The sequence below is a fragment of the Neobacillus sp. B4I6 genome (genome assembly GCF_050434045.1).
GTDB lineage: Bacteria > Bacillota > Bacilli > Bacillales > Cytobacillaceae > Neobacillus.
In genome coordinates this window covers 1,023,770-1,045,280 of record NZ_JBNPWB010000002.1, presented here as the reverse complement: position 1 = coordinate 1,045,280, position 21,511 = coordinate 1,023,770, and the positions used below count along the sequence as shown (strand labels likewise).

General features: G+C 40.6%; 21 protein-coding genes and 1 rRNA gene. 2 read left to right on the top strand and 20 right to left on the bottom strand.

The window, feature by feature from the left end:
* Positions 1–161: 161 nt before the first annotated feature.
* Positions 162–1,711 (bottom strand): 16S ribosomal RNA (locus QF028_RS07200).
* Positions 1,712–2,222: 511 nt separating this feature from the next.
* Between QF028_RS07200 and QF028_RS07195 the strand changes: the two genes are divergently transcribed.
* On the top strand, positions 2,223–2,348 hold the full coding sequence (locus tag QF028_RS07195; protein ID WP_285290741.1) for a hypothetical protein: 126 nt from the start codon (positions 2,223–2,225) through the stop codon (positions 2,346–2,348).
* Positions 2,349–2,400: 52 nt separating this feature from the next.
* Here the strand turns inward: QF028_RS07195 and QF028_RS07190 are convergent, their stop codons facing one another.
* From QF028_RS07190 to QF028_RS07165, 6 genes are all read right to left on the bottom strand, one after another.
* The gene (locus QF028_RS07190) at positions 2,401–3,171 is read right to left on the bottom strand and encodes a class I SAM-dependent methyltransferase (protein ID WP_215006240.1); all 771 of its coding nucleotides are present in this window, start codon (positions 3,169–3,171) and stop codon (positions 2,401–2,403) included.
* 107 nt (positions 3,172–3,278) lie between these two features.
* Positions 3,279–4,031 (bottom strand): exodeoxyribonuclease III, encoded by a 753-nt coding sequence (locus tag QF028_RS07185; RefSeq protein WP_429464645.1) that lies wholly within the window; start codon positions 4,029–4,031, stop codon positions 3,279–3,281.
* Between the two features lie 142 nt (positions 4,032–4,173).
* A complete protein-coding gene (locus tag QF028_RS07180) occupies positions 4,174–4,974 on the bottom strand; it encodes a divergent polysaccharide deacetylase family protein (protein ID WP_429464644.1) in 801 nt (266 codons plus the stop codon).
* Between the two features lie 95 nt (positions 4,975–5,069).
* The gene (locus tag QF028_RS07175) at positions 5,070–5,510 is read right to left on the bottom strand and encodes a peptidylprolyl isomerase (RefSeq protein ID WP_088088526.1); all 441 of its coding nucleotides are present in this window, start codon (positions 5,508–5,510) and stop codon (positions 5,070–5,072) included.
* Between the two features lie 247 nt (positions 5,511–5,757).
* The gene (locus tag QF028_RS07170; protein WP_429464643.1) at positions 5,758–6,210 is read right to left on the bottom strand and encodes a CBO0543 family protein; all 453 of its coding nucleotides are present in this window, start codon (positions 6,208–6,210) and stop codon (positions 5,758–5,760) included.
* On the bottom strand, positions 6,137–7,198 hold the full coding sequence (locus QF028_RS07165) for a DUF2515 domain-containing protein (RefSeq protein WP_429464642.1): 1,062 nt from the start codon (positions 7,196–7,198) through the stop codon (positions 6,137–6,139). The genes QF028_RS07170 and QF028_RS07165 overlap by 74 nt, the downstream gene beginning before the upstream one ends.
* 150 nt (positions 7,199–7,348) lie before the next feature.
* On the opposite strand from QF028_RS07165, the gene shc reads away from it, so the two are divergent.
* Complete coding sequence (shc, locus tag QF028_RS07160; protein WP_429464641.1) at positions 7,349–9,214, top strand: squalene--hopene cyclase; 1,866 nt, start codon at positions 7,349–7,351, stop codon at positions 9,212–9,214.
* 45 nt (positions 9,215–9,259) lie between these two features.
* Here the strand turns inward: shc and QF028_RS07155 are convergent, their stop codons facing one another.
* The 13 genes from QF028_RS07155 to QF028_RS07095 form a co-directional block, all read right to left on the bottom strand.
* Complete coding sequence (locus QF028_RS07155) at positions 9,260–9,766, bottom strand: mismatch-specific DNA-glycosylase (protein WP_429464640.1); 507 nt, start codon at positions 9,764–9,766, stop codon at positions 9,260–9,262.
* 72 nt (positions 9,767–9,838) lie between these two features.
* Complete coding sequence (locus QF028_RS07150; RefSeq protein ID WP_429464639.1) at positions 9,839–10,414, bottom strand: YitT family protein; 576 nt, start codon at positions 10,412–10,414, stop codon at positions 9,839–9,841.
* A 123-nt stretch (positions 10,415–10,537) separates the two neighbouring features.
* Positions 10,538–11,863: a Na+/H+ antiporter NhaC family protein gene (locus QF028_RS07145; RefSeq protein WP_429464638.1), complete on the bottom strand. Its 1,326-nt coding sequence runs from the start codon at positions 11,861–11,863 to the stop codon at positions 10,538–10,540.
* Between the two features lie 114 nt (positions 11,864–11,977).
* Positions 11,978–12,409, bottom strand: a complete 432-nt coding sequence (locus tag QF028_RS07140) for a cell wall hydrolase (RefSeq protein ID WP_214732815.1) — start codon at positions 12,407–12,409, stop codon at positions 11,978–11,980.
* 167 nt (positions 12,410–12,576) lie between these two features.
* Positions 12,577–12,990 carry a hypothetical protein gene (locus QF028_RS07135; RefSeq protein ID WP_429464637.1) on the bottom strand — a complete coding sequence of 138 codons (414 nt, stop codon included), beginning with the start codon at positions 12,988–12,990 and terminating at the stop codon, positions 12,577–12,579.
* Positions 12,991–13,017: 27 nt separating this feature from the next.
* Positions 13,018–13,911, bottom strand: coding sequence for a peptidylprolyl isomerase (locus QF028_RS07130; RefSeq protein WP_429464636.1), 894 nt, complete (start codon positions 13,909–13,911; stop codon positions 13,018–13,020).
* A gap of 21 nt (positions 13,912–13,932) precedes the next feature.
* Positions 13,933–15,375, bottom strand: a complete 1,443-nt coding sequence (locus tag QF028_RS07125; protein WP_429464635.1) for a S1C family serine protease — start codon at positions 15,373–15,375, stop codon at positions 13,933–13,935.
* 166 nt (positions 15,376–15,541) lie between these two features.
* Complete coding sequence (locus tag QF028_RS07120) at positions 15,542–16,948, bottom strand: ATP-binding protein (protein ID WP_429472219.1); 1,407 nt, start codon at positions 16,946–16,948, stop codon at positions 15,542–15,544.
* Positions 16,938–17,639: a winged helix-turn-helix domain-containing protein gene (locus QF028_RS07115; protein ID WP_429464634.1), complete on the bottom strand. Its 702-nt coding sequence runs from the start codon at positions 17,637–17,639 to the stop codon at positions 16,938–16,940. The genes QF028_RS07120 and QF028_RS07115 overlap by 11 nt, the downstream gene beginning before the upstream one ends.
* Before the next feature lie 185 nt (positions 17,640–17,824).
* Entirely contained in the window at positions 17,825–18,799 is a 975-nt protein-coding gene (locus tag QF028_RS07110) for a quinone oxidoreductase family protein (protein WP_429464633.1), read from the bottom strand.
* A gap of 12 nt (positions 18,800–18,811) precedes the next feature.
* A complete protein-coding gene (locus tag QF028_RS07105) occupies positions 18,812–19,591 on the bottom strand; it encodes an enoyl-CoA hydratase/isomerase family protein (RefSeq protein ID WP_429464632.1) in 780 nt (259 codons plus the stop codon).
* A gap of 18 nt (positions 19,592–19,609) precedes the next feature.
* Positions 19,610–20,371, bottom strand: a complete 762-nt coding sequence (locus tag QF028_RS07100; protein ID WP_429464631.1) for a 2-phosphosulfolactate phosphatase — start codon at positions 20,369–20,371, stop codon at positions 19,610–19,612.
* Positions 20,372–20,388: 17 nt separating this feature from the next.
* The gene (locus QF028_RS07095; RefSeq protein WP_429464630.1) at positions 20,389–21,465 is read right to left on the bottom strand and encodes a phosphotransferase family protein; all 1,077 of its coding nucleotides are present in this window, start codon (positions 21,463–21,465) and stop codon (positions 20,389–20,391) included.
* Between the last annotated feature and the right edge of the window lie 46 nt (positions 21,466–21,511).

The window sequence follows — 21,511 nt, the reverse complement described above, 5'->3', positions numbered from 1 at the left end:
TGGCATTGACTCGGTTCTTACATTGACTTCTTCATTACGATTATCTAGTTTTCAAAGAACGATTAAAAAAAGCTTTGAGAGAATTGTACTCTCAAAACTAAACAAACAAAGATCGTGTCACAAACTGTTTGTCTGGCTCACAGGTCCAGCTTTATCCTTAGAAAGGAGGTGATCCAGCCGCACCTTCCGATACGGCTACCTTGTTACGACTTCACCCCAATCATCTGTCCCACCTTAGGCGGCTGGCTCCTTGCGGTTACCCCACCGACTTCGGGTGTTACAAACTCTCGTGGTGTGACGGGCGGTGTGTACAAGGCCCGGGAACGTATTCACCGCGGCATGCTGATCCGCGATTACTAGCGATTCCGGCTTCATGCAGGCGAGTTGCAGCCTGCAATCCGAACTGAGAATGGTTTTATGGGATTGGCTAAACCTCGCGGTCTTGCAGCCCTTTGTACCATCCATTGTAGCACGTGTGTAGCCCAGGTCATAAGGGGCATGATGATTTGACGTCATCCCCACCTTCCTCCGGTTTGTCACCGGCAGTCACCTTAGAGTGCCCAACTGAATGCTGGCAACTAAGATCAAGGGTTGCGCTCGTTGCGGGACTTAACCCAACATCTCACGACACGAGCTGACGACAACCATGCACCACCTGTCACTCTGTCCCCCGAAGGGGAAAATCCTATCTCTAGGAGTGTCAGAGGATGTCAAGACCTGGTAAGGTTCTTCGCGTTGCTTCGAATTAAACCACATGCTCCACCGCTTGTGCGGGCCCCCGTCAATTCCTTTGAGTTTCAGCCTTGCGGCCGTACTCCCCAGGCGGAGTGCTTAATGCGTTAGCTGCAGCACTAAGGGGCGGAAACCCCCTAACACTTAGCACTCATCGTTTACGGCGTGGACTACCAGGGTATCTAATCCTGTTTGCTCCCCACGCTTTCGCGCCTCAGCGTCAGTTACAGACCAGAAAGCCGCCTTCGCCACTGGTGTTCCTCCACATCTCTACGCATTTCACCGCTACACGTGGAATTCCGCTTTCCTCTTCTGCACTCAAGTCCCCCAGTTTCCAATGACCCTCCACGGTTGAGCCGTGGGCTTTCACATCAGACTTAAAGGACCGCCTGCGCGCGCTTTACGCCCAATAATTCCGGACAACGCTTGCCACCTACGTATTACCGCGGCTGCTGGCACGTAGTTAGCCGTGGCTTTCTGGTTAGGTACCGTCAAGGTACCGGCAGTTACTCCGGTACTTGTTCTTCCCTAACAACAGAGCTTTACGACCCGAAGGCCTTCATCGCTCACGCGGCGTTGCTCCATCAGACTTTCGTCCATTGTGGAAGATTCCCTACTGCTGCCTCCCGTAGGAGTCTGGGCCGTGTCTCAGTCCCAGTGTGGCCGATCACCCTCTCAGGTCGGCTACGCATCGTCGCCTTGGTGAGCCGTTACCTCACCAACTAGCTAATGCGCCGCGGGCCCATCTGTAAGTGTCAGCCGAAACCGACTTTCAGCTTTTCCTCATGAGAGGAAAAGGATTATCCGGTATTAGCACCGGTTTCCCGGTGTTATCCCAGTCTTACAGGCAGGTTGCCCACGTGTTACTCACCCGTCCGCCGCTAACCAACAGGAGCAAGCTCCAATTGATCCGCTCGACTTGCATGTATTAGGCACGCCGCCAGCGTTCGTCCTGAGCCAGGATCAAACTCTCCAAGAAAGTTGATTAGCTCATTTTGTTACGTTGGCTTAGTTTCTTAATTGAAACTAAAAGTTTTTGTTTGTTTGCACGATTTTGTTTGTTTAGTTTTCAAAGAACAAATCTATTATTCTTGTTTGTCAACCAATCAAGCGATTAGCGACTCTTATTATTCTAGCATAACACTTTTTTAATGTCAACTTCATTCGAAATAATTTCTTACATCTCTTAAACTAGTTATTCCGTAGCAGCGACAATGAATATCATACTACCCCATCACTAATTCGTCAACCATTTCTTTTCGATTTTTTATAAATTGGCTGTGTTAAACTTGGCTGTTGATTTCCGCTTCAGGCGCTTCACTCCAATCAACATGTGCCAAAATCAACAATGAGCTTTAACATAGCCATAAATTATATAGCACTTTGTAATGGGAAAGCCAGAAAAGATTATTAAATAGGTTTAGATAAGAATTAATAGGAAAAAATATACTTTAGTATTCCGTTCTTATAATAAAGGAGATGACTATAAATTGAGTATGAAAAAAGACGATGAAAGTGGATTGATTACTCCTGTGGAACAAGAGCAAAATCAATCGGTTTTGGATGAGAAATTGCCTGAATTTGATGTGATTGGAACCGCACTTAACGATGTTTAATTCGAAAACCCTTTGCAAAAAGAGAAATCCTCTTTGAATGCAAAGGGTTTTTTCACCTTTTAATTGCCCTTAATATGACGGCTTCCCCGACGAAGGAGATAATTTGATTATCCCTTATGGTAATTTTAAATTTCTCTTTTACTTTCGGGGATGCACTAAGGATGAATTGAGTTAATTTATCTTTTTCATCTTCAGGTAAATTCATGCGATTACACCAAGGTTCGTAATGAAAGGTTTTTTCAAAGCGGTGCCATTCAAAAATTTCAAAACCGGAAATTTCAAGCATCCGGAGCCATTCACTTTTCTTCCAAGCCCGGAAATGACTGTAATCCCGCCATTTTTCGATGGTATTATAAAATAGATCATAGTCCTCTTCCTCTGGAACGACATTATCATCAAGTAAAAACTGACCTGATGGCTTGAGGACGCGGTGGACTTCTTCCACAAACTTATTTACATCCGGGAAATGATGTGGAGCAATCCGGCAAGTTACAATATCAAATACTCCATCTGGAAATGGAAGAATTTCTGCATCCCCAACTTTAAACTCGACATTTTGATGCCCATTACCTAAGATATATTTTTGAGCTGCAACTAACATTTCAGGTGTCAAATCTAAAGCCGTTACTTTTTTTACACAAGATGCAAATGCATTTGCAGTATGACCGCCGCCTGTGGCAACATCTAATAACTCTTCTTCTCCGGTTACTGTCGCCATTTCCAAAAGCTTTTGTAAATCATTGCCATCTTTGTGGATAGCACTACTAACATAGGAATCTGCACTTTTTCCAAACTGTTGTTGTACATCCTTTTTGATATCCATGTCATTTCTCCCTCCGTGACTTTTATTTAATAACTATAAAGCAGTTACTTCATAAAGAAAATGACAGGTTTTTTATGTTTTACAATAAGAAAAACTAATTGAATTTATCAAACCATTTCAAGAATTACCGGGCAGTGGTCACTCCCCATCACATTGCAATGAATATCCACATTCTTGAGTCGTTCCCTCAATCTTTCGGAAACAATAAAGTAATCAATCCGCCAGCCAATATTTTTTTCCCTGACTTTTGCCATGTAGGACCACCAGGTATAAGCACCTTCCTGCTCCGGATTAAAATGACGATAGCTGTCAACAAAGCCTTCAGCAAGTAAAGAGGTCATTTTCCCACGTTCTTCTTCCGTAAACCCGGAATTCCCATTATTGGATTTTGGATTTCGCAAGTCAATTTCCTGATGGGCGACATTCAAATCCCCGCATAAGACGACGGGTTTCAGTTTATCTAATTCCTTCAAATGCAGTAGGATCCGATCCTCCCAGTCCAAACGATAGTTGATTCTCGCTAAATCTCTTTGTGAATTAGGGGTATAGACATTAACTAAGAAAAAGTCGTCAAACTCTAATGTAAGAATTCGTCCTTCCCCTTCAGTCTCATCCGTTCCTACCCCATATCGAACAGAATGCGGTTTCTTCTTAGTAAACACTGCTGTACCGGAGTAGCCTTTCTTGATTGCATAATTCCAGTATTGGTGATATCCAGCCAACTCAAGACTAATTTGCCCTTCTTGCAGTTTGGTTTCCTGCACACAAAAAATGTCTGCATCCACTTCATCAAAATAATCCAAAAAACCTTTTTTAACGCACGCCCTAAGGCCATTAACATTCCAAGATACTAGTTTCATGTTAACTTTTCCTTCTCCCTTGCTAACTGGTTATTTATTAATGTTTGATAGGAGACATTTTATCAGTTAAGGAGGATTTGGGAAAGAAATATGACCCCCCATAAGATGGATTATTAGTCCAACTTATGAGGGGTCACTTCACTCAGCTGCCTTTTTTATATGGTATAAAATACTTTTCAGGTAATTTGCCGGAAAACAGCTTGGAAACAGGGACTATTTTTATATTTCGTTTATTAAATTCGTCCATCGCCTGAAAGACACCAATCGAACATACTTTTCCGGTTATACCTACATGCCCAATAGCAATACCTGTACCTTTTATTTCAGTAACCTTCGCTAGTCTAATCATTTGTTTTCGAACATGCGCTGAGGAGGATATGTCGTCTAGAAATACATCTCTTTTAAGGATGGGTACACCCAGCTCTTTGGCTATTTCGGGAAATTTCGTATTTGGACTAGTGGCACTATCGATAATAAATAATCTTCTTTCCTTAGCAACCTCAACAATTGCACGAACTATTTCTTTATTTTCAACCGCAAGTGAGCCCATATGGTTATTGATGCCTACAGCATATGGAACATCTTTTATCGCGTCCTCTACAATTTGTCTTACTTCGGCTGGTGAAAGGTCATTCGTAATTGGCCTTGGCCCAAGCCAAGATCTTTTTCCTCTTTTCGGTTCCATGGATAAATGAATCATTACTTCGATGCCATATTTATGGGCCCATTCCGCATGTTCTGTCGAGTGTTCTGCAAACGGCATGACTGCAGCAGTAATCGGAATTTCTCCTTCAAGGAAGTCACGCACTCCACCTGTTCCACCGCCGAAATCATCAATGATAATCGCAGCCCTTAGTTCTTTGGGTTCATTTTTTTCGGCCGATGTCGGTTGTTGAAATGTAAATACCATGAATGGAATAAGCATATAAATAAATTTTTTCATAAATGACCCCCAACTTTGATTTTAGAGGTTAATTTGCCCTAAGTGATTATAAATTAGACAAAAAAAAGAGAGCTGCAAGAGCCCTCCTAAGTTATCTATTCTTGATCATATACCTTTACTTCTACCATTTTATCACCATTGCGCATGGATTTTGCAGTTTCAAGCCCAGAAGTCACTTGTCCAAACACGGTATGAACACCGTTTAGATGCGGCTGTGATTCATGAACGATAAAGAATTGGCTTCCTCCAGTGTTTTTGCCTGCATGCGCCATGGATAATGCACCAGGTACATGTTTGTGAGGATTCCCTTCTGTTTCACATTTAATTGTGTAACCAGGTCCACCAGTTCCACGACCTTCAGGACAGCCTCCTTGACTTACAAATCCAGGAATAACTCGGTGGAATGTTAATCCATTGTAAAATCCTTTGTTAACCAATGATTCAAAATTCTCAACTGTCCCTGGTGCTGCTTCTGGATATAAATCAAATTCAATTTTTTCTCCGTTTTCCATCAAAAAATGACCTTTTTTCGCCATTGAAAACACTCCTTTATGTAAAAATCATTTTTATCATACACTTTTCAAAAAAGAAATGAAAGTTTGAAACACCAAATTTCTTCCTTTCAGTAATATTTTTCCTATGGTTGTGGTAATATAATAGTACCCCTTCCGAACATTCGCTTGTTGCGGGACACTTAACCACTGTACGGACGGAAGGGGCAAGGTGTAACAATTCAATTGTTGCATCACGAAAGCCGAGACGAAAGTCTCGGCTTTTTGTATGTTAGCCTTTTCGTATAGCCATCCAAGTGTAGAAAGAATAAAGAATCGTTAAAAATAACAGGTAACCAAAGAACGTGTAGAGATGTGACCAGTTCTCAGTGTGGTCAAACCAGCCGAACACTTCCGTTAATTTTTCTAGAATGGGCATCAAAAGACTAATAAATAAGATAAGGCCCACTTTCCCCCATTTGTTCACCTGGTTCATCATTCGCAGAAAGACGAATACAAACACTGGCAGCACCACGAGTGTAAATACAATATTGATGGAGAAAATAGTGGGCAACGGCCTCACGGGGAATCTATATATGTGTTTTCCAACGAAAAAAAGATCTAAATACGTAGCGAACAAGGAAGCCAAAAATACGGCTGCGAGGGATGGGTTAGTCCAAAATCGATATGGCTTTTTTGGCGATGGCAGCGAGCTCGAGTCGTTCAAGTGTTTTACAGTATTCATTTTTAATCTCCCCGTCAATTTTTTCATTGTCATCCATTAAATAATCCACAACACGATCATCTTCAAACCAGTCCCCTTTTTCAGCCTCCGTTTGACTTACATTCTTCCAAGCATATTCAAGGGCTGGACTATAAATTTTCCTTGCTCGCGGCCGGAGCTGACAGGCCTTTAAGCGGGTTTGATAGGCAAAGCCGGGTATTCCCTCGTTGATGTTATTAAAAATTTGCGGCCAGTAATCCTTTCTGGAGCCTGTATGAGGATGGGTTTTAGCCCATTCCAAGACTAGTTTTAAACGCTCCTGGTTTTTAAAAAGGACATCATATAATCTTTTTCCAAGTAAAATTCGTTCATTTAATGACTCAAACTGATGAAGTGTTTGCCCAGCAAGGTTTCTTTTTCCATAAGGAAAGAGGATATGGTTAAAAGAAAGCAAGTCCTGGAGAATAAATTCAAATTTATTTAACACTCCTTTTTGATAAAGTGGATTCTGAATCACTCTTTTTTCCAAATAACTCTGTTCATTTATTATCAATGCAATGGCAAGAATATAGGTTTCTTGATGAAGCCAAAAGCGATTCCAAATCGTTTCCATAAAAGTAGAAATATTTAGATAAGAACTTAAATGAAATAACGGTTTATGTCGCTTTAAGCTTTCCCTATATAACAAAAATTGTGGATAGACGTCTTGGAAAATGAGCCAATTCCCACGCTCTAAAAAAGCAAAAAAAGTTTCTCTTTCTTTTTTCGAGAGTAAACGGGTGAGAAATTCTCCTTTCAGGTCGGTCATATTCCAGCCACCGTTCCGGGAGACCATATGCCCGAGAAAAGCCCAATGGATTTCAGGGAAGTGAAGATAAAAGTCAAGGTATGCCTTCGTTCTAGTGACATTATTTAAGTTATGCTCCTTTGTCTCAGTCTTTATTTGTTCTAAAAGGCTCGCTTCCCCTCTCGTTATTTTTGGCGGCAAACTTGATTGTTTGCCCTTCATTTTTAATTCTTCCCTTATATATTCCAGTGGTGACTTCTCGCGATTCCTCTTAAAAAATATGGCACATTACCTCCTTTGCGTATTCTCCTTCCACCTATGGAATATGTATGAATGAGAATAATTTTCTGGGAGAGGAATGAGTACTTACTTATGAGTAATACAAAAAAAGGCATCGATTGGATTATTAAGAGGCTTCGGAAAGACCAATCTCCCGATGGATCTTGGAATTACCCCTTTGAAACAGGACAGTCAACAGATGCCTATATGATCATTTTATTGCGGACATTGGAATTAAATGATGAAGAATTAATTCAAGGCTTGGTTTCGAGGATCTTTAGTAAACAGGGTGAAAATGGAGCATGGAAGCTTTATTATGATGAAGGCGAAGGGAACCTCAGCGCGACCGTGGAAGCTTATTACGCCTTATTATATTCGGGGTATGTTAAGAAGGATGACAAACGATTGCGTGCTGCGAAAAGATTTATTATCTCCAAAGACGGCTTAGAGGAAGTTAGTATCTTTACTAAAGTGATGCTTTCTTTAACCGGTCAATATATATGGCCAGATTTTTCTCCTCTTCCGGTTGAATTCATACTCTTGCCACACTACTTTCCGATTAATTTCTATTCCTTTTCTGTCTTTGGCAGAGCCAATCTTACTCCGATTATTCTTCTCGCCGACAAAAAGTTTTTTATAAAGACAATGAAAAGCCCTAATCTTTCAGAACTACATCTACACCGCAATCAGGAAAAACCTTGGTTTCGATCCAAAGAATATCGTTCCTTGTTGTCATTTATCGAGGATGGAGTTAAAAGATTAATGGGTCTACCCGAGCAGCTCCATCAGCTAGCGATAGAACGGGCCAAAAAGTATATGTTGGACCACCTTGAACCAGATGGCACCTTTTACAGTTACTTCAGTAGTACCTTTTTAATGATTTTTGCCCTACTCTCCCTAGGATATAAGAAAACGGATCCGGTGATATCAAAGGCCGTGAAAGGATTGATTGCGATGAAATGTGAAATCAACGGAAGCCCCCATATGCAGTACACCACAGCGAATGTCTGGAATACCTCTTTGATTGGTTATGCCCTCCAGTCAGCTGGTGTTTTAGCAGACGATCCAATGGTCATGAAGGCCAATCGTTACCTGTTAGACCATCAGCATCATAAATTCGGGGATTGGGTGATTCATAATCCAAAGACAATGCCCGGCGGCTGGGGGTTTTCCGATGTAAATACGATGAATCCGGATGTCGATGATACAACTGCCTCGCTCCGTTCTATTTCAAGAATTGTTCCGCATGAAAGACATGCCTGGGACCGAGGTCTGGGTTGGCTTTTATCCATGCAAAATGACGATGGTGGCTGGGCAGCGTTTGAAAAGAACATCCATACAAAGTTATTCGAGTTCCTCCCAATTGAAAAAGGCGAATTTTTACTAACAGATCCTTCCTGTGCAGACATCACAGGGCGAACCTTAGAATTTTTGGGGAATTACACGAATTTATCAAGAGACCACAAAGCGATCAATAAAGGAGTTAACTGGCTTTTGAAAAATCAACTGAAGGATGGTTCTTGGTATGGAAGATGGGGGATTTGTTATTTATACGGAACTTGGGGAGCAGTAACTGGTTTGTTATCCGCAGGGGTCCCTACTAGTCATACAGCAATCCAAAAGGCTGTGAATTGGATTCAAGGGATTCAAAATGAGGATGGTGGCTGGGGAGAGTCATGCCATAGTGATAGCGAAAAAGCATATGTGCCATTACGAGCAAGTACCTTAACGCACACAGCTTGGGCACTCGATACCCTGCTAACCACTTCAGAAAAACCAACCACACAGATTCGAAAGGGGATTTCCTATTTATTAACGTCACTTGAAAAACAAGATTGGACCACTGATTATCCAAAAGGTCAAGGGATGGCCGGTGGTTTTTACATTCACTATCACAGTTATCGCTACATTTTCCCTCTCATGGCTATGTCACATTATCATAAAAAATTCGAGTCGTAAAAAGAACAAAACATCGACGGCATTAGTTTAATTTCCGTCGATGTTTTATTGTGTTAGAATCGGGCCAAGCCCTTTATAGATATCAACAATTTCCTCCATTTTCATTCGAACCAGACCACTTGAAGAAGGAGCAACGAAATCAACCACTCCAGGTACAAATCCGTTGGGTTGCTTCCCCCACTGAATCACTTTTAAACCACTGTATTGCTGGTAAACTCCCTTTCCAACAAAGCAAACTACCTGCGGCATTAACTGTTCGACCTTTTTCTTTAAGATTTCTCTTCCCTCCACGTACTCCTCTTTCGTAATTTCATCCGCTGCCTTTGTCGGCCTTTGAACGATATTTGTAAAGCCATATCCTAAATCTAAAAGTTTCGCATCTTCCGTTGCGTCATATTTCCTCGGCGTTAACCCCGCTTCATACAAGATCCTCCAAAAACGATTGTTGGGATTAGCATAATGATGCCCGAGTTCACTAGATCGAATGCTCGGATTAAAGCCAACAAATAAAACCTTTAAATTTTCCTTGAGATGATCACTGATGGGTTTCATAAAAAATCTCCTTATTTACCTAGCCTTTTTAGATTTACCAATTGTTCCATCGTTATGTAATATTTACTTTATTTAGTTCTGCTTAATGTAATTAGTGGTCATCAGACTTGCTAGTAGTCCAACAATCGCAACTATAATCAGTGAATAAAAAAGTTTCACATCCTGAAGGAGAAAGAGACCGGTAATAATAATTACGGCATCCATCGCAAACATAATGACGCCAACATTCACTTTTGACCATTTGGCAATGATTAGTGCTAGCAGGTCCATACCGCCTGGACTAATATGATTTCTAAGCATTACCCCAACCCCACTCCCAATAATCACAGCTCCTACAATAACACTGCTAAGGATGGGTAGATGAAATATTCCATTTAAAGGCATGAATAATTCAATCATAAGACCGGTACAGAGCGCTCCTATTACACCATTGATAAAATAAATGGTGTCAGATTTAAAGGCGAACATATAAACGGGGATATTTAGAAAGATAAACGTGATTCCGGTTTTAAAACCCCAAATATATTTTAACAACAGGCTAATACCTAAAAATCCTCCATTAATTAAATGCAAAGGAAGAATAAACCCGTTAATGCCAATCCCAATCATGGTGCTCCCAAATCCGATTATAGCCAATTTTTTCAGCATGTGATCATCCCTTGTCCAAGTTCTTTACTACCACTAATATGAAAGATAGTGGTACTTCATTCAAAGGGATTTTCTTTTAACCCCAAAAAACCGAAAAAACGGAGACGCAAAGGACTCCGTTTTTTAAGCAATCGCTGTTCGATTTGGTTTGGAGTTTCGGGCTTGTTTTACTAAGGAAACTAATATCGTTAAAATGGGTAAAATCCATAAAAATAGCGCAAATGGCAGATAATCCATGATCGGTATACCAACGATCGTGCTGCACATGATGGCGAGAACACTCCACGGGACTATCCCCGGAAACAGCATCGTCGAATCCCCCATCACTCTAGCTAGCTCTTCTTTTCCATAGTTACTAGACCAATGAGGAAGGAAGGATCTCCCTGTTAGAATAATGGGCAGGGTTTGATTTGCTGCTATTAAAGTGATCAAAAATGTCGCCAAAAGCGTTTTAAGGGTGTCACCAGTCAGAGATCGAGATGATTGTAACCATTTATCTAAATAAGGCTGAATGACATTCATTTCTTCTAAAAGGCCATTATATGCCCCTGCCAAGGCTAAAAACAGGAGCAATTCGTACATATGAAGGAATCCTCCCCCAAACCCATCAATGCCACCCCACAAAGAAAAAACGAGTTTTGTATATGAAATTCCACCGAATAATGCAATCACCGAAGCTGATAGAATACTAGTTAAGAAAGCATAAATGATACTAAACTGTAAAAGGACAAATACGATTAAGATGATTGGCGGGATTAATTTAATCACTGAAATTTCATGCAAACTTAGTGGTTGGGAATTTGAAGCAGTTGTTTCAGAGATCAGATAGTCAGCCATTCCATAAAAGCAAAAGCATAAAATAATAGCCAAAAGCGTGGTGACAAGCATCGCATTCCATTGTCTTTTCACCGGCAATTCAACCGTATGTGACAAAAGTTGATGGGCACTTGAAAACGGCGAGGTCCGATCGCCTACAAACGCTCCTGAAACCAATGCGCCAGCCACCATTTCAACAGGAAGGTGAAGAACGATTGCCGTCCCAATAATAGGTATGCCAATCGCACTCAATGTCCCAACAGTCGTTCCAAGTAGCATCGAGAATACCATGGCGCTTAGAAAGGATAAGACAAAGAAATGATTTGGTATGATAAAATGCAAGGCGATTTTCACCATTTGCTGAATGGTTCCAGATAAGTACCAAGATGGCAGCAAGAAACTAACCAAGAAAAGAATTAAGATGACAATTTTCGTTTTATTAACACCCAAAATACTAATATGTAGAATTTGTTTTATCGATATCTCTTTTTTCTTTGCTAACCAAACAAGCATGAGGTAGCCTGGAAAAAAACCTGCCACAAGTGGGTGATGAAAGATAACTGACCAAACCACCCCTGTCAAAGTAACGATTAGAAGGAGCAACACTTGCTTTAATGAAAAATTAATATCCATACGAACCCACCCTTTAATTAAGAAACATCTCTTATTATAAGGAAAAATGACCCTTCCGAAAAGCAATAGCTTGCCACCAATATAAAAATAAGCCGCAAATAGACGGCTCCATTGTTACGCAAAGGTATTATAAACACTTTCACACTCTGCCGCAGTCGGTTGATAAAAACAATGCAGTTTAAACCTAGCTACAAAAGGTTGATTATACCAAGTTTGCGGACAATCTCCGGGTGGCTTAAAATACCATAGGCTGAATTTTGCCGGCCAATACCTTTCACCATTAATGACTTTTTGTGCCAAACGCTTTTCTGCAGTCCTAGCTCGTTGATAAAAATATCCTTTTGTCGTTGCTTCAAATGCATGTGGTTGATAAACCATTTGTGGTATTGTTCGAAGTCCTTTAAAATCAGAACAGTTTGCACGAAGTCTATTAATTCCTACGTTTCCAACAAGGAGCATACCTTGAGTGCCTTCACCTTCAGCTTCGGCTCTAAGTAATCGCGCCATAAGATCAATATCCGATGAACTTGCCTTCACAACTGCCATCACGTCACCCCAAATTTTGTTGCTTAATATCATATTCCTAAAAGTGGGTTTGTGATATAGATTTTACGAATAACAAGAATTAGCGGAAACCACAGGGTTGTTTTATTACTTAGTCAAACAACCTGACGATCATTCCGCAAACTTGTCACTTTATCTCGCCAACCCGCTTAATGAAGGTACTTTTTACGTGAACCGAGCCTTTTTCGGTAGACAAACTTTCTAAAATCATCCTCCTTTAGATTCCCATCATAAACTAAAAAAAGTAACGATTGATATTCTGGATATCGCTCCATGACGAAAAGGGCGAACTCCTTCCGTTCGCCCTTTTGTTTCAATTTAAACTCTTCCTGGTTAATAATTTCTTCAATCTTCTTTTGGTAATATGCTTTAGTATCTTCCCACTTTTCCTTGCGATTCTCCAAAACATCTCGGGCATATTCAGGTAATTTCTCAATCACAAGATCAATATAGCCTTCAGACCACATAATCATTTTATCCTTTTCAGGGAGTTCAAAGACCATATTCATCAACTCAAGATCATCCACTGTATCGTTTGCTGCATATTTCCCGACTCGATTCATCTAGCTATTCACCTCTTGATCGTAGGGTTAAACTTCTTCTAGTGTATTTTCAATATCATAGCTCTTCTTCTTGTTCTCTAGCCAGGTTGTGTACTCAGAATCGATTTTCTGATCAACTAAAGTTTCTTTAATTTCTTCCTTACTATCATTATAATTTGCTTCTTTTGCCTTCTTTTTAGCCTCCACTTTAATAATATGATACCCATATTTAGTCTTTACTGGCTTACTTACTTGGTCCACTGCCAGTCCAAAAGCCACATCTTCAAATTCAGAGACCATTGTTCCTTTGGAAAAATATCCAAGGTCACCGCCTGAATCCTTCGTGCTCTCATCGGTGGAATAATCTTTGGCTAACTCCGCAAAATCCCCGCCATCGTTGAGCTTTTGTTTGACCTCATTAGCCGTTTTTTCATCGGCAACCAGAATATGACTTGCTTTAATTTGCTCTGCTTCGGCAAACGAATCCTTATTTTCATCAAAATAGGTTTTCATTTCCTCATCGGTAATTTCTATTTGCGGCTCCAACAATTGTTTGATGGTCAAATAATTTTTTAGATCTTGTTTTAGAAAAGCCAAGGTAGTATTGTTGCTTTTAAGCGCCTGTTTAAATGCTTCTTCGCCCCCATAAGAGGCTTTCAGTTTTTCTACCTCTTTATTCAGGATACTGTCAGTAATATTTACTTTTTGTTTTTTAGCCTCAGCAGCGACAATTTTATCGCCAATTATTTTATCAACTGTGGCAGCCCCATACTGTTCGACCATTTCACTATATAGCTCGTCTTTGCTAATTGCTTCACCATTAAACTTTGCGACCGTCTCATCCTTCCTTAGGGCGAAACTTAGCGAGATACCCATCGTAATTAATAACACTAGTATGATTAGAACAGTCACAGTTCTTTTATTTTGCCTTAATAAGGACATTTTTCTAGCTACTCCCTCCCCTTATTCCGACAGTTTTACAATTATCGTCATTTGTTTTCCGTCGCGGTAAACACCAAATTTTATTTCAGCGCCTTTGCTAACTTTTGTATATAAATATTTTCTTAAATCTGAAGAACTGGTAATCTCCGTTCCATTCATAGAGACAATAATATCCTTTACTTGCAGCCCAGCTTTTGCAGCTGCTGAATTAGGCTCAATGTTTGTCAGCATAACACCTTTTGTTGTGTTATTCGGCATGTTTTGCCAGTACATTTGTGGCACTTGATCAAGATCTGCAAGTCCTACCCCAAGATATGGACGGTCAATTTTACCGCTTTTAATTAATTGATTCACAATTGGAATGAGGTCATTACTAGGAATCGCAAAGCCTAATCCTTCGACACCACTCTCAGAAATTTTCAAACTATTGATCCCAATCACTTTCCCTTGTGGGTTAATTAACGCACCACCACTGTTCCCTGGATTGATCGCAGCATCTGTTTGAATGACATTGGTGTCCCAATTTCCTGCTGATGTTGTGATAGCAATGCTTCGGTTCGTTGCACTGACAATACCTTGCGTGACTGTCCTTGAGAGATCGAGTCCGAGCGGGTTTCCAATCGCATAAACCTGGTCGCCAGGGCGGAGTGTGGATGAATTACCAAAATCAGCAGTTGCCGTCACGTATTTAGCGTCAATTTTTAAGACCGCAAGATCCGTTAAGGCATCTGTGCCAACAACTTCAGCGGTCGCCTTTTCACCGTCAAACAAGGATACTTCAAGTTTCGAAGCCCCTTCAACCACGTGGTTATTGGTGACAATATACGCCATGTCACTATTTTTTTGAAAAATAACTCCCGAGCCAGATCCGCTTTCCACACTTTGTGATGAATTAGGGTTTCCATAAAAATTATTCTCTTGTTGCTGATAATTAACGATCCCTACAATGGCTTTTGATACATTTTCAACCGTATCCGCAATCGAATTAGAAGATGCGGCTGTTGGCTGAGCAACCACTGGTTTGACAGATGTTCCTTGTTGAGAACTTATTGCCCCTTGACTCTCCACCTTCGGAAAATGATTTTTTATGTAGTCTGTATGTGGCAGAATCGCTAATGTCAATACAGACCCAATTACCCCAGCGGCAAGTGTGGAGGCAAATCCTCTTACATTCCGTTTTTCCTTATACTTTTGATCCACATGGCTAGTCGTACGCGTTTGATCCATTTCTAGAGGTAATGTCGCTTCTGTGGTAGGGTCGACTTTGGTTGGTTCTCCTTGTTCCTCATGATCGACAAAATCCTTCGTCTCCACTGTTACGGTCGCATCGACAGCATGCGAATTTTCTTCGGTATGGCTGAAATTGATTGTATCCGTTGATTGTTCCTCAGCTTTTGTATTTTCAGTCATCTCAGATGAATTAGGTTGATTTTTTTCGAATTCATTTTCATTTATTAATTCCATCTCACTCAATCTCCTTTAAGGATTTTCTAACTTGTCTTTACTTTAACTGACAAATCTTAAGAAATTATTAACAAACTATAACGGCTTTTGGAAATATCCAAGAAATATAATCGCAACTGCGCAAAAAAGCTGCAGGCATCGGCCCGCAGCTTCTTAATACTCCCTCTTATTTTTGAAGTCGAATCACAAATTTTGTTCCTTGTCCTTCTTCACTGAAAACATTAATTTCTCCATTATGCAGTAGAACCAATTGCTTTACGATTGAAAGACCTAACCCAAATTCACCATAGGGGTTACTGGTTCTGGAAATATCAGCTTTATAGAAACGACGCCAGATGTTTTCGATATCATTGGGATCAATGCCAATTCCCGTGTCTTCCACTTCGATAATAGTTGAGTTCTCCTCAGTTCTTCCACGCAGCCAAATAGTCCCGTTCTTGGTAAATTGAATGCTATTTTTTGTAATATTAATTAATATTTGTATCAGACGGTCATAATCTGCATTAACCATGACTTCAGGTGCCGCGTCAATAACTATCCGATTATTTTTATCCTCTGCTTGGGGCATTAATTGTTCCTGAATAATTTCCAGTAACTCTACGAGCTGAATGTCTTCCCTAAATAACTGAATCTGGTTGGAGCGAATTTTGTCATAATCCAAGTTTTCATTGACAAGGCGAATGAGTCTTTTCGCTTCTTGGCTAACTAAGTTTATTCCACGCTCTTTATCTTCTTCCGGAATCATGTCATTTTTCAAACCTTCGATTACACCACTAATTGTCGTAAGAGGCGTCCGCATTTCATGGGAAACATCAGACAAAAATTGCCTTCGTCTATTTTCCAGACTTTCAATTTCCTCCATCGATGTATTAATTTTATCGACCATATGATTAAAATCGTTTGCTAATTCACCAATTTCATCAAAATTGGAGGAAGAAACGTGTACTTGATAATTCCCAGCAGAGACAAGGGAGGTTGCTTCACGTAGACGCTTAATCCGGTTAACATGAATCCTCGATAAAAACCAACTCAGTAGAAAGGACACAATAAGAGCAATAAGAATGGTATACAAAATAAACTGATTAACACGTTGAATCATCGCACTTGAGCCGCTAATCGGTGAGGTTAATAGAATGCCGCCAATAAAGTTCCCGTTATCAAGATACGGTAATACAACAAAGGTAACACCTTCTTGACCGAACCTTTTAAAATCGCTATTAACCACAAGGGTACGTCCTTTTGAAATCTTATCCCAATCCTTGTCAGATAACCCCCCAATGGCTGGACCCTGTTTTCCAACGGCGTATAATTTTCCATATTGATCGAACATACTAAAGCTCATTTTTCTGGTCGCTAATACGGAGCTATATCGATTAATGATGGACTCCGTCGCTTGTGGCCTTTGTTCAATCTCTGACATGATAGACTTTCCGTAAGAAATGAGCTCGTTTGCTTTATTCTCATAAACCAGATTTTCAACATAATGGGCAAATAAAAGACTTAACACCAAAAAAGCAACAATAATGATACTGATATGACTAAAAAACTGTTGGTAAATATATCTAAACTTCATCCGCTTTGATTGACTCATCAAACTTATACCCTACCCCCCATACCGTATGGAAGAATGGCTGCGAGCTTGTTTCGACTTTTTTCCTCAGCCGTTTGATATGGACATCGACTGTCCGTTCATCACCGTAGTACTGATAACCCCAAACCCGTTCAAGTAGCTGCTCTCTTGAAAACACTTGACGGGGATGTTCAACCAAATAGTAAAGTAAATCAAACTCCTTCGGTGTTAAGTTTGTCACCGGTGTTTCGTCCACAATCACTTCTCTCGTATTTTTACTTACCTTAAAGTGTTCGGTTTGTAGGAAATCGTCACTTTCTTTTGGCACCTGTGTTTGGAAGCGGCGTGTAACTGCCTTAATTCTCGCCATCAATGTCAGCGGACTGAATGGCTTGGTTACATAATCATCAGCTCCCATCTCAAGTCCGAGCACTTGATCTGACTCACTATCCTTTGCTGTTAACATAATGATTGGAACAGTAAAATTTTCTTGCCGGATTTTACGGCAGATCGTTACCCCATCCATTCCCGGCAGCATCCAATCAATAATGAGAGCATCCCATGTCCCTTCCTTAATGCGGTTATATCCCTCAAGGCCATCATTGACAAACTCTCCATCAATGCCTTCTTTGGCAAAAAACATTTCGATCATTGAGCAAACACTTTTATTATCTTCAATCACTAATATTCTCAAAATTAGATCAGCTCCTCATGCAACCTAAATTGTACTATTTATTTAGTTTATCTCAAATTTTAAGCATATCAACCATAAAAACAATTGTTCTCTACTAATTAATAGTTTGTTCATAGTTTATTAATATCCCCACAAAAAAAGAGGCTTGAATCACTTCAAGACCTCTTTCATACATTTATTTAACATTACGGCACTAAAATTAATTTCCCTTGTGTTTTTCGCGATTGCAGCAGAGTATGGACCTTTGCTGCATCCTCTAATGGGAATACCCCGCCAATGATCAGCTTTAATTTTCCTGCACCGAGGTATGTAAGTAACTCAACTAAGCTTGGCTGCAGTAATTCTGGTTTCCTCATAATCTGCGGTAAGAAAAAGCCGATAACTGATTGATTTCTAGCCATCAGTGATGACGGATAGAAGCGGCTTTGTTCACCGCTTGCAGCACCAAACACAACAAGGCGGCCAAATGTGGCGAGACATTTGACGGTTTTATTAAAAACATCCCCGCCCACCATTTCAAGTGCAACATTTACCCCTTTGCCGCCTGTGGCTTCAAGAACCTGCTGTTCCCAGTCCGGCTCTGTATAGTTAATTAGTACGTCTGCGCCCATTTCCTGTGCTAACGCCAATTTTTCAGCTGAGCTTGCTGTAGCAATTACCTTTCCTGCCCCAAACAATTTCGCTAGCTGAACAGCAATTGTTCCTACCCCGCCTGCAGCTGCATGCACAAGGACGCTTTCGCCCTTTTCTAAACGACCCATTGTTTTTAAAATATGATAAGCACTTAAGCCTTGCAACGGCAGGGCAACGGCATTTTGGAAATCTAATTGTTCAGGAATCGGAATCAGTGAACGCTCATCTGCTAGCGCATATTCAGCGTAGCCCCCTGATTCGATTAAGGTGACAATTCTTGTACCTGGCTTAACTTTTGTGACTTGATCTCCAACTGCAGCGACCACTCCCGCAATTTCAGCACCAGGAATGAAAGGCAGCGGCGTTTTTACGACATATTGTCCTTCCCTCCGTGCAGTATCCGCGTAATTAACACCTATCGCTTTTATTTCAATTAGAACTTCATGACCGGTTGGAACCGGTTTTTCAATATCCACTAGATTCAATACTTCTGGTTCACCAAATTCTGTTAATCGAACTGCTTTCATCACTTTCATCTCCTATTTCCCTTTAAATGCTGGTTTTCTTTTTTCCAAAAAAGCGGTAATTCCTTCTTTGTGGTCAGCTGTTTGCACCATTAACGTCTGTATCAAACGCTCCTGCTCGAGGATTTCCTCAAGTGTGGATGTAAACGATTGATCAATTAATTTCTTTTGTTTTCCAAACGCTTTGCCAGGACCATGCGCCAATTTTAAGGCGAATTTCGTAGTTTCTTCTTGAAGCTTCTCTAATGGAACTAAATAATTAATCACCCCTAGTTGAAAAAGACGCTCTGCAGGGATTGGTTCTGCTGTAAAAAAGAATTGTTTCGCTAAATGCGGACCTATTAATCTTGGAAGTAAATAGGAGCCGCCCCCGTCAGATATTAACCCAACCTGTGAAAAGCTTAGGGCGTACTTACTGTCTTCCGCTGCTACTATAAGATCACAGGCCAGAGCCAAATTAAACCCTGCCCCAGCGGCAAAACCGTGAACAGTGGCGATAATCGGCTTTTCGGTTTCTTTCATCAATAAAATGAGCTCATTGAGCTTGCCGATATGCTCGTAAACTTGATTAGAGTCTGCCTGCCCCATTGTTTTGACGTCGCCTCCTGCACTAAAGGAACGACCGGCTCCAGATATAACAATCACCTGTATATCTTCATCCATTTGGGCGTTAGTAAGCGCATCCTTTAGTCCTAAAATCATCTCGGGGCTAAACGCATTTAGGCTTTCAGGACGGTTTAATGTCAAAGACAACACCGGACCTAGTTTTTCAATTAATAAATGTCCTTGGCTCATATTCATCTTCCTTTCAGTTTAGGTCATCGATCTCTGCATCCCATTATATAGAGTAGATTGTTCGACTACGACTTTTCCATCTTTTAATATAGGTACAATCGAAGTTATCCCTTTTGCCGAAGCCACCATTAAGTCAGGATGCTGTTTATATTTATCTAGAATTTTTCCAACATAAGAATCTAGCAGAATCTCGTAGGCGTCCTCTTGACCCCGGTAGAAATATAAAGCCGTTTTCGCTGCATCTGTTAATTCATATTCACTATTTTTCAATAAACAATATAATAAGTGGCCGGCACCATAAAAATCTTCTAAACTCATTTCCCCAGAATTTCCGGAACAAATAATTAGAATGGTTTGATCCTCACTAACTTTCTGAAGAGAACTAGCAACAGCGGGATTATTGAGCATAGATGCAATGTATACTTTATTCGCCGAAGATGATTTTCTTAACGCCACAGTGCCGTTTGTGGTGGATAAAATTAACGTTTTTCCTTTAATGGATTCCCTGATTAACGTTGGACTAGGATAAACAAACCCGTCAATCGGTTTGGCATCTAGTTCTCCAGCCAGAATACATTCATCCTGTTGGTACTGATTTGCAAGTTCGATTGCTTCCTTGCTATGCAAAACTGGAATGACTTCCTTTGCGCCATCCTTTAAGGCTGAAACAATTGTGGTTGTTGCCAGTAGTATATCTAAGACGACCGCGATTTTATTTCCATCTGCAATTTTCTCTTCTCGGATCTCTTCTTTCTTCATAAGAAGATGAATCTTAGTCATTTCCACCCAGCTCCCTTTTAAACCCTTTCATCCGCAACATTCGCTGCATGCAGAATTAAATTTTTTACAAAATAATTAAAATTGGCAAATCGTGTATCAGTGGTTTGCCCTTTTTTATAGCGGTAGTAAATTTGTTGACCAATGACAGCAAGTTTAAAATAAGCAAACGTTAAATAAAAGTTAAAGTTAGAAACATCCCTGCCACTTTTTTTCGAATAAAGATCGATACATTCATTCCTTGTTAAAAATCCATCATGGACAGCCGTGATCGGCGCCTTACCTAACCCCTTAATCAAAAGTTCAGAGTCATCGCGTTGATTCCAATAACCCATGGCCACCCCAAGGTCTGCCAGCGGGTCGCCTACCGTGGTCATCTCCCAATCAAACAGGCCAACCATATCGGTTAGATCCTCAGTAAACATGGCATTATTGAATTTATAGTCATAATGTATGATCGTCGCTTCGTGTTTTTTGGGTGTCTGTTCTACAAGCCATCGTTTTAATTGTTCAACGACAGCAATTTCCTCCGTTTTCGCCCGTTCATATCGTCCAATCCAGCCATGTACCTGCCTTTCCATAAACCCGTCCGGCTTGCTGATTTCAGCAAGACCCGTCTGTCTGTAGTCGATTGCATGCAATTCTACAAGTTTATTGACCATTACCTCCGAAAGGTGCCGACAGTGATCTTCAGTTACTGGAACTCTATCAGGGAAAAACGTGTCAATTACAAGACCATTCTTTCTTTCCATTAGGAAAAAGGGACTGCCAACGATCGACTCATTATTAGAAAAAAGGATTGGCTTTGGAGCAACTGAAAATAATGGATGCAACTCTGAAAGAATTTTAAATTCCCTTTCCATATCATGAGCCTTCGGTGCTACAGGTCCTAGAGGAGGGCGTCTTAGTACAGCTTCCCAACTCCCCTTTTTTATTTGATAGGTTAAATTAGAATGCCCTGCTGAAAATTGTAAGATTTCAAGCGGACCACTTGGCAATTTTTCAATGTTTTCTTGTAAAAACTTTTCAAGGACAGGAAGGTTCAATTCCTCCCCTTTTCGGACAGGGATTGTATCTTTACTCATTTGGTGTGGCATCAGATTCCACCTTTCAATTTGGAAAATTCAAACGATACTGACCAGT

Excerpts from the sequence above, each read along its gene's own strand:
- QF028_RS07190 (WP_215006240.1), bottom strand. The coding sequence starts at position 3,171 with ATGGATATCAAAAAGGATGTACAACAACAGTTTGGAAAAAGTGCAGAT.
- QF028_RS07185 (WP_429464645.1), bottom strand. The coding sequence starts at position 4,031 with ATGAAACTAGTATCTTGGAATGTTAATGGCCTTAGGGCGTGCGTTAAA.
- QF028_RS07180 (WP_429464644.1), bottom strand. The coding sequence starts at position 4,974 with ATGAAAAAATTTATTTATATGCTTATTCCATTCATGGTATTTACATTT.
- QF028_RS07175 (WP_088088526.1), bottom strand. The coding sequence starts at position 5,510 with ATGGCGAAAAAAGGTCATTTTTTGATGGAAAACGGAGAAAAAATTGAA.
- QF028_RS07170 (WP_429464643.1), bottom strand. The coding sequence starts at position 6,210 with ATGAATACTGTAAAACACTTGAACGACTCGAGCTCGCTGCCATCGCCA.
- QF028_RS07165 (WP_429464642.1), bottom strand. The coding sequence starts at position 7,198 with ATGAAGGGCAAACAATCAAGTTTGCCGCCAAAAATAACGAGAGGGGAA.
- shc (WP_429464641.1), top strand. The coding sequence starts at position 7,349 with ATGAGTAATACAAAAAAAGGCATCGATTGGATTATTAAGAGGCTTCGG.
- QF028_RS07155 (WP_429464640.1), bottom strand. The coding sequence starts at position 9,766 with ATGAAACCCATCAGTGATCATCTCAAGGAAAATTTAAAGGTTTTATTT.
- QF028_RS07150 (WP_429464639.1), bottom strand. The coding sequence starts at position 10,414 with ATGCTGAAAAAATTGGCTATAATCGGATTTGGGAGCACCATGATTGGG.
- QF028_RS07145 (WP_429464638.1), bottom strand. The coding sequence starts at position 11,863 with ATGGATATTAATTTTTCATTAAAGCAAGTGTTGCTCCTTCTAATCGTT.
- QF028_RS07140 (WP_214732815.1), bottom strand. The coding sequence starts at position 12,409 with ATGGCAGTTGTGAAGGCAAGTTCATCGGATATTGATCTTATGGCGCGA.
- QF028_RS07135 (WP_429464637.1), bottom strand. The coding sequence starts at position 12,990 with ATGAATCGAGTCGGGAAATATGCAGCAAACGATACAGTGGATGATCTT.
- QF028_RS07130 (WP_429464636.1), bottom strand. The coding sequence starts at position 13,911 with ATGTCCTTATTAAGGCAAAATAAAAGAACTGTGACTGTTCTAATCATA.
- QF028_RS07125 (WP_429464635.1), bottom strand. The coding sequence starts at position 15,375 with ATGGAATTAATAAATGAAAATGAATTCGAAAAAAATCAACCTAATTCA.
- QF028_RS07120 (WP_429472219.1), bottom strand. The coding sequence starts at position 16,948 with ATGAAGTTTAGATATATTTACCAACAGTTTTTTAGTCATATCAGTATC.
- QF028_RS07110 (WP_429464633.1), bottom strand. The coding sequence starts at position 18,799 with ATGAAAGCAGTTCGATTAACAGAATTTGGTGAACCAGAAGTATTGAAT.
- QF028_RS07105 (WP_429464632.1), bottom strand. The coding sequence starts at position 19,591 with ATGAGCCAAGGACATTTATTAATTGAAAAACTAGGTCCGGTGTTGTCT.
- QF028_RS07100 (WP_429464631.1), bottom strand. The coding sequence starts at position 20,371 with ATGACTAAGATTCATCTTCTTATGAAGAAAGAAGAGATCCGAGAAGAG.
- QF028_RS07095 (WP_429464630.1), bottom strand. The coding sequence starts at position 21,465 with ATGCCACACCAAATGAGTAAAGATACAATCCCTGTCCGAAAAGGGGAG.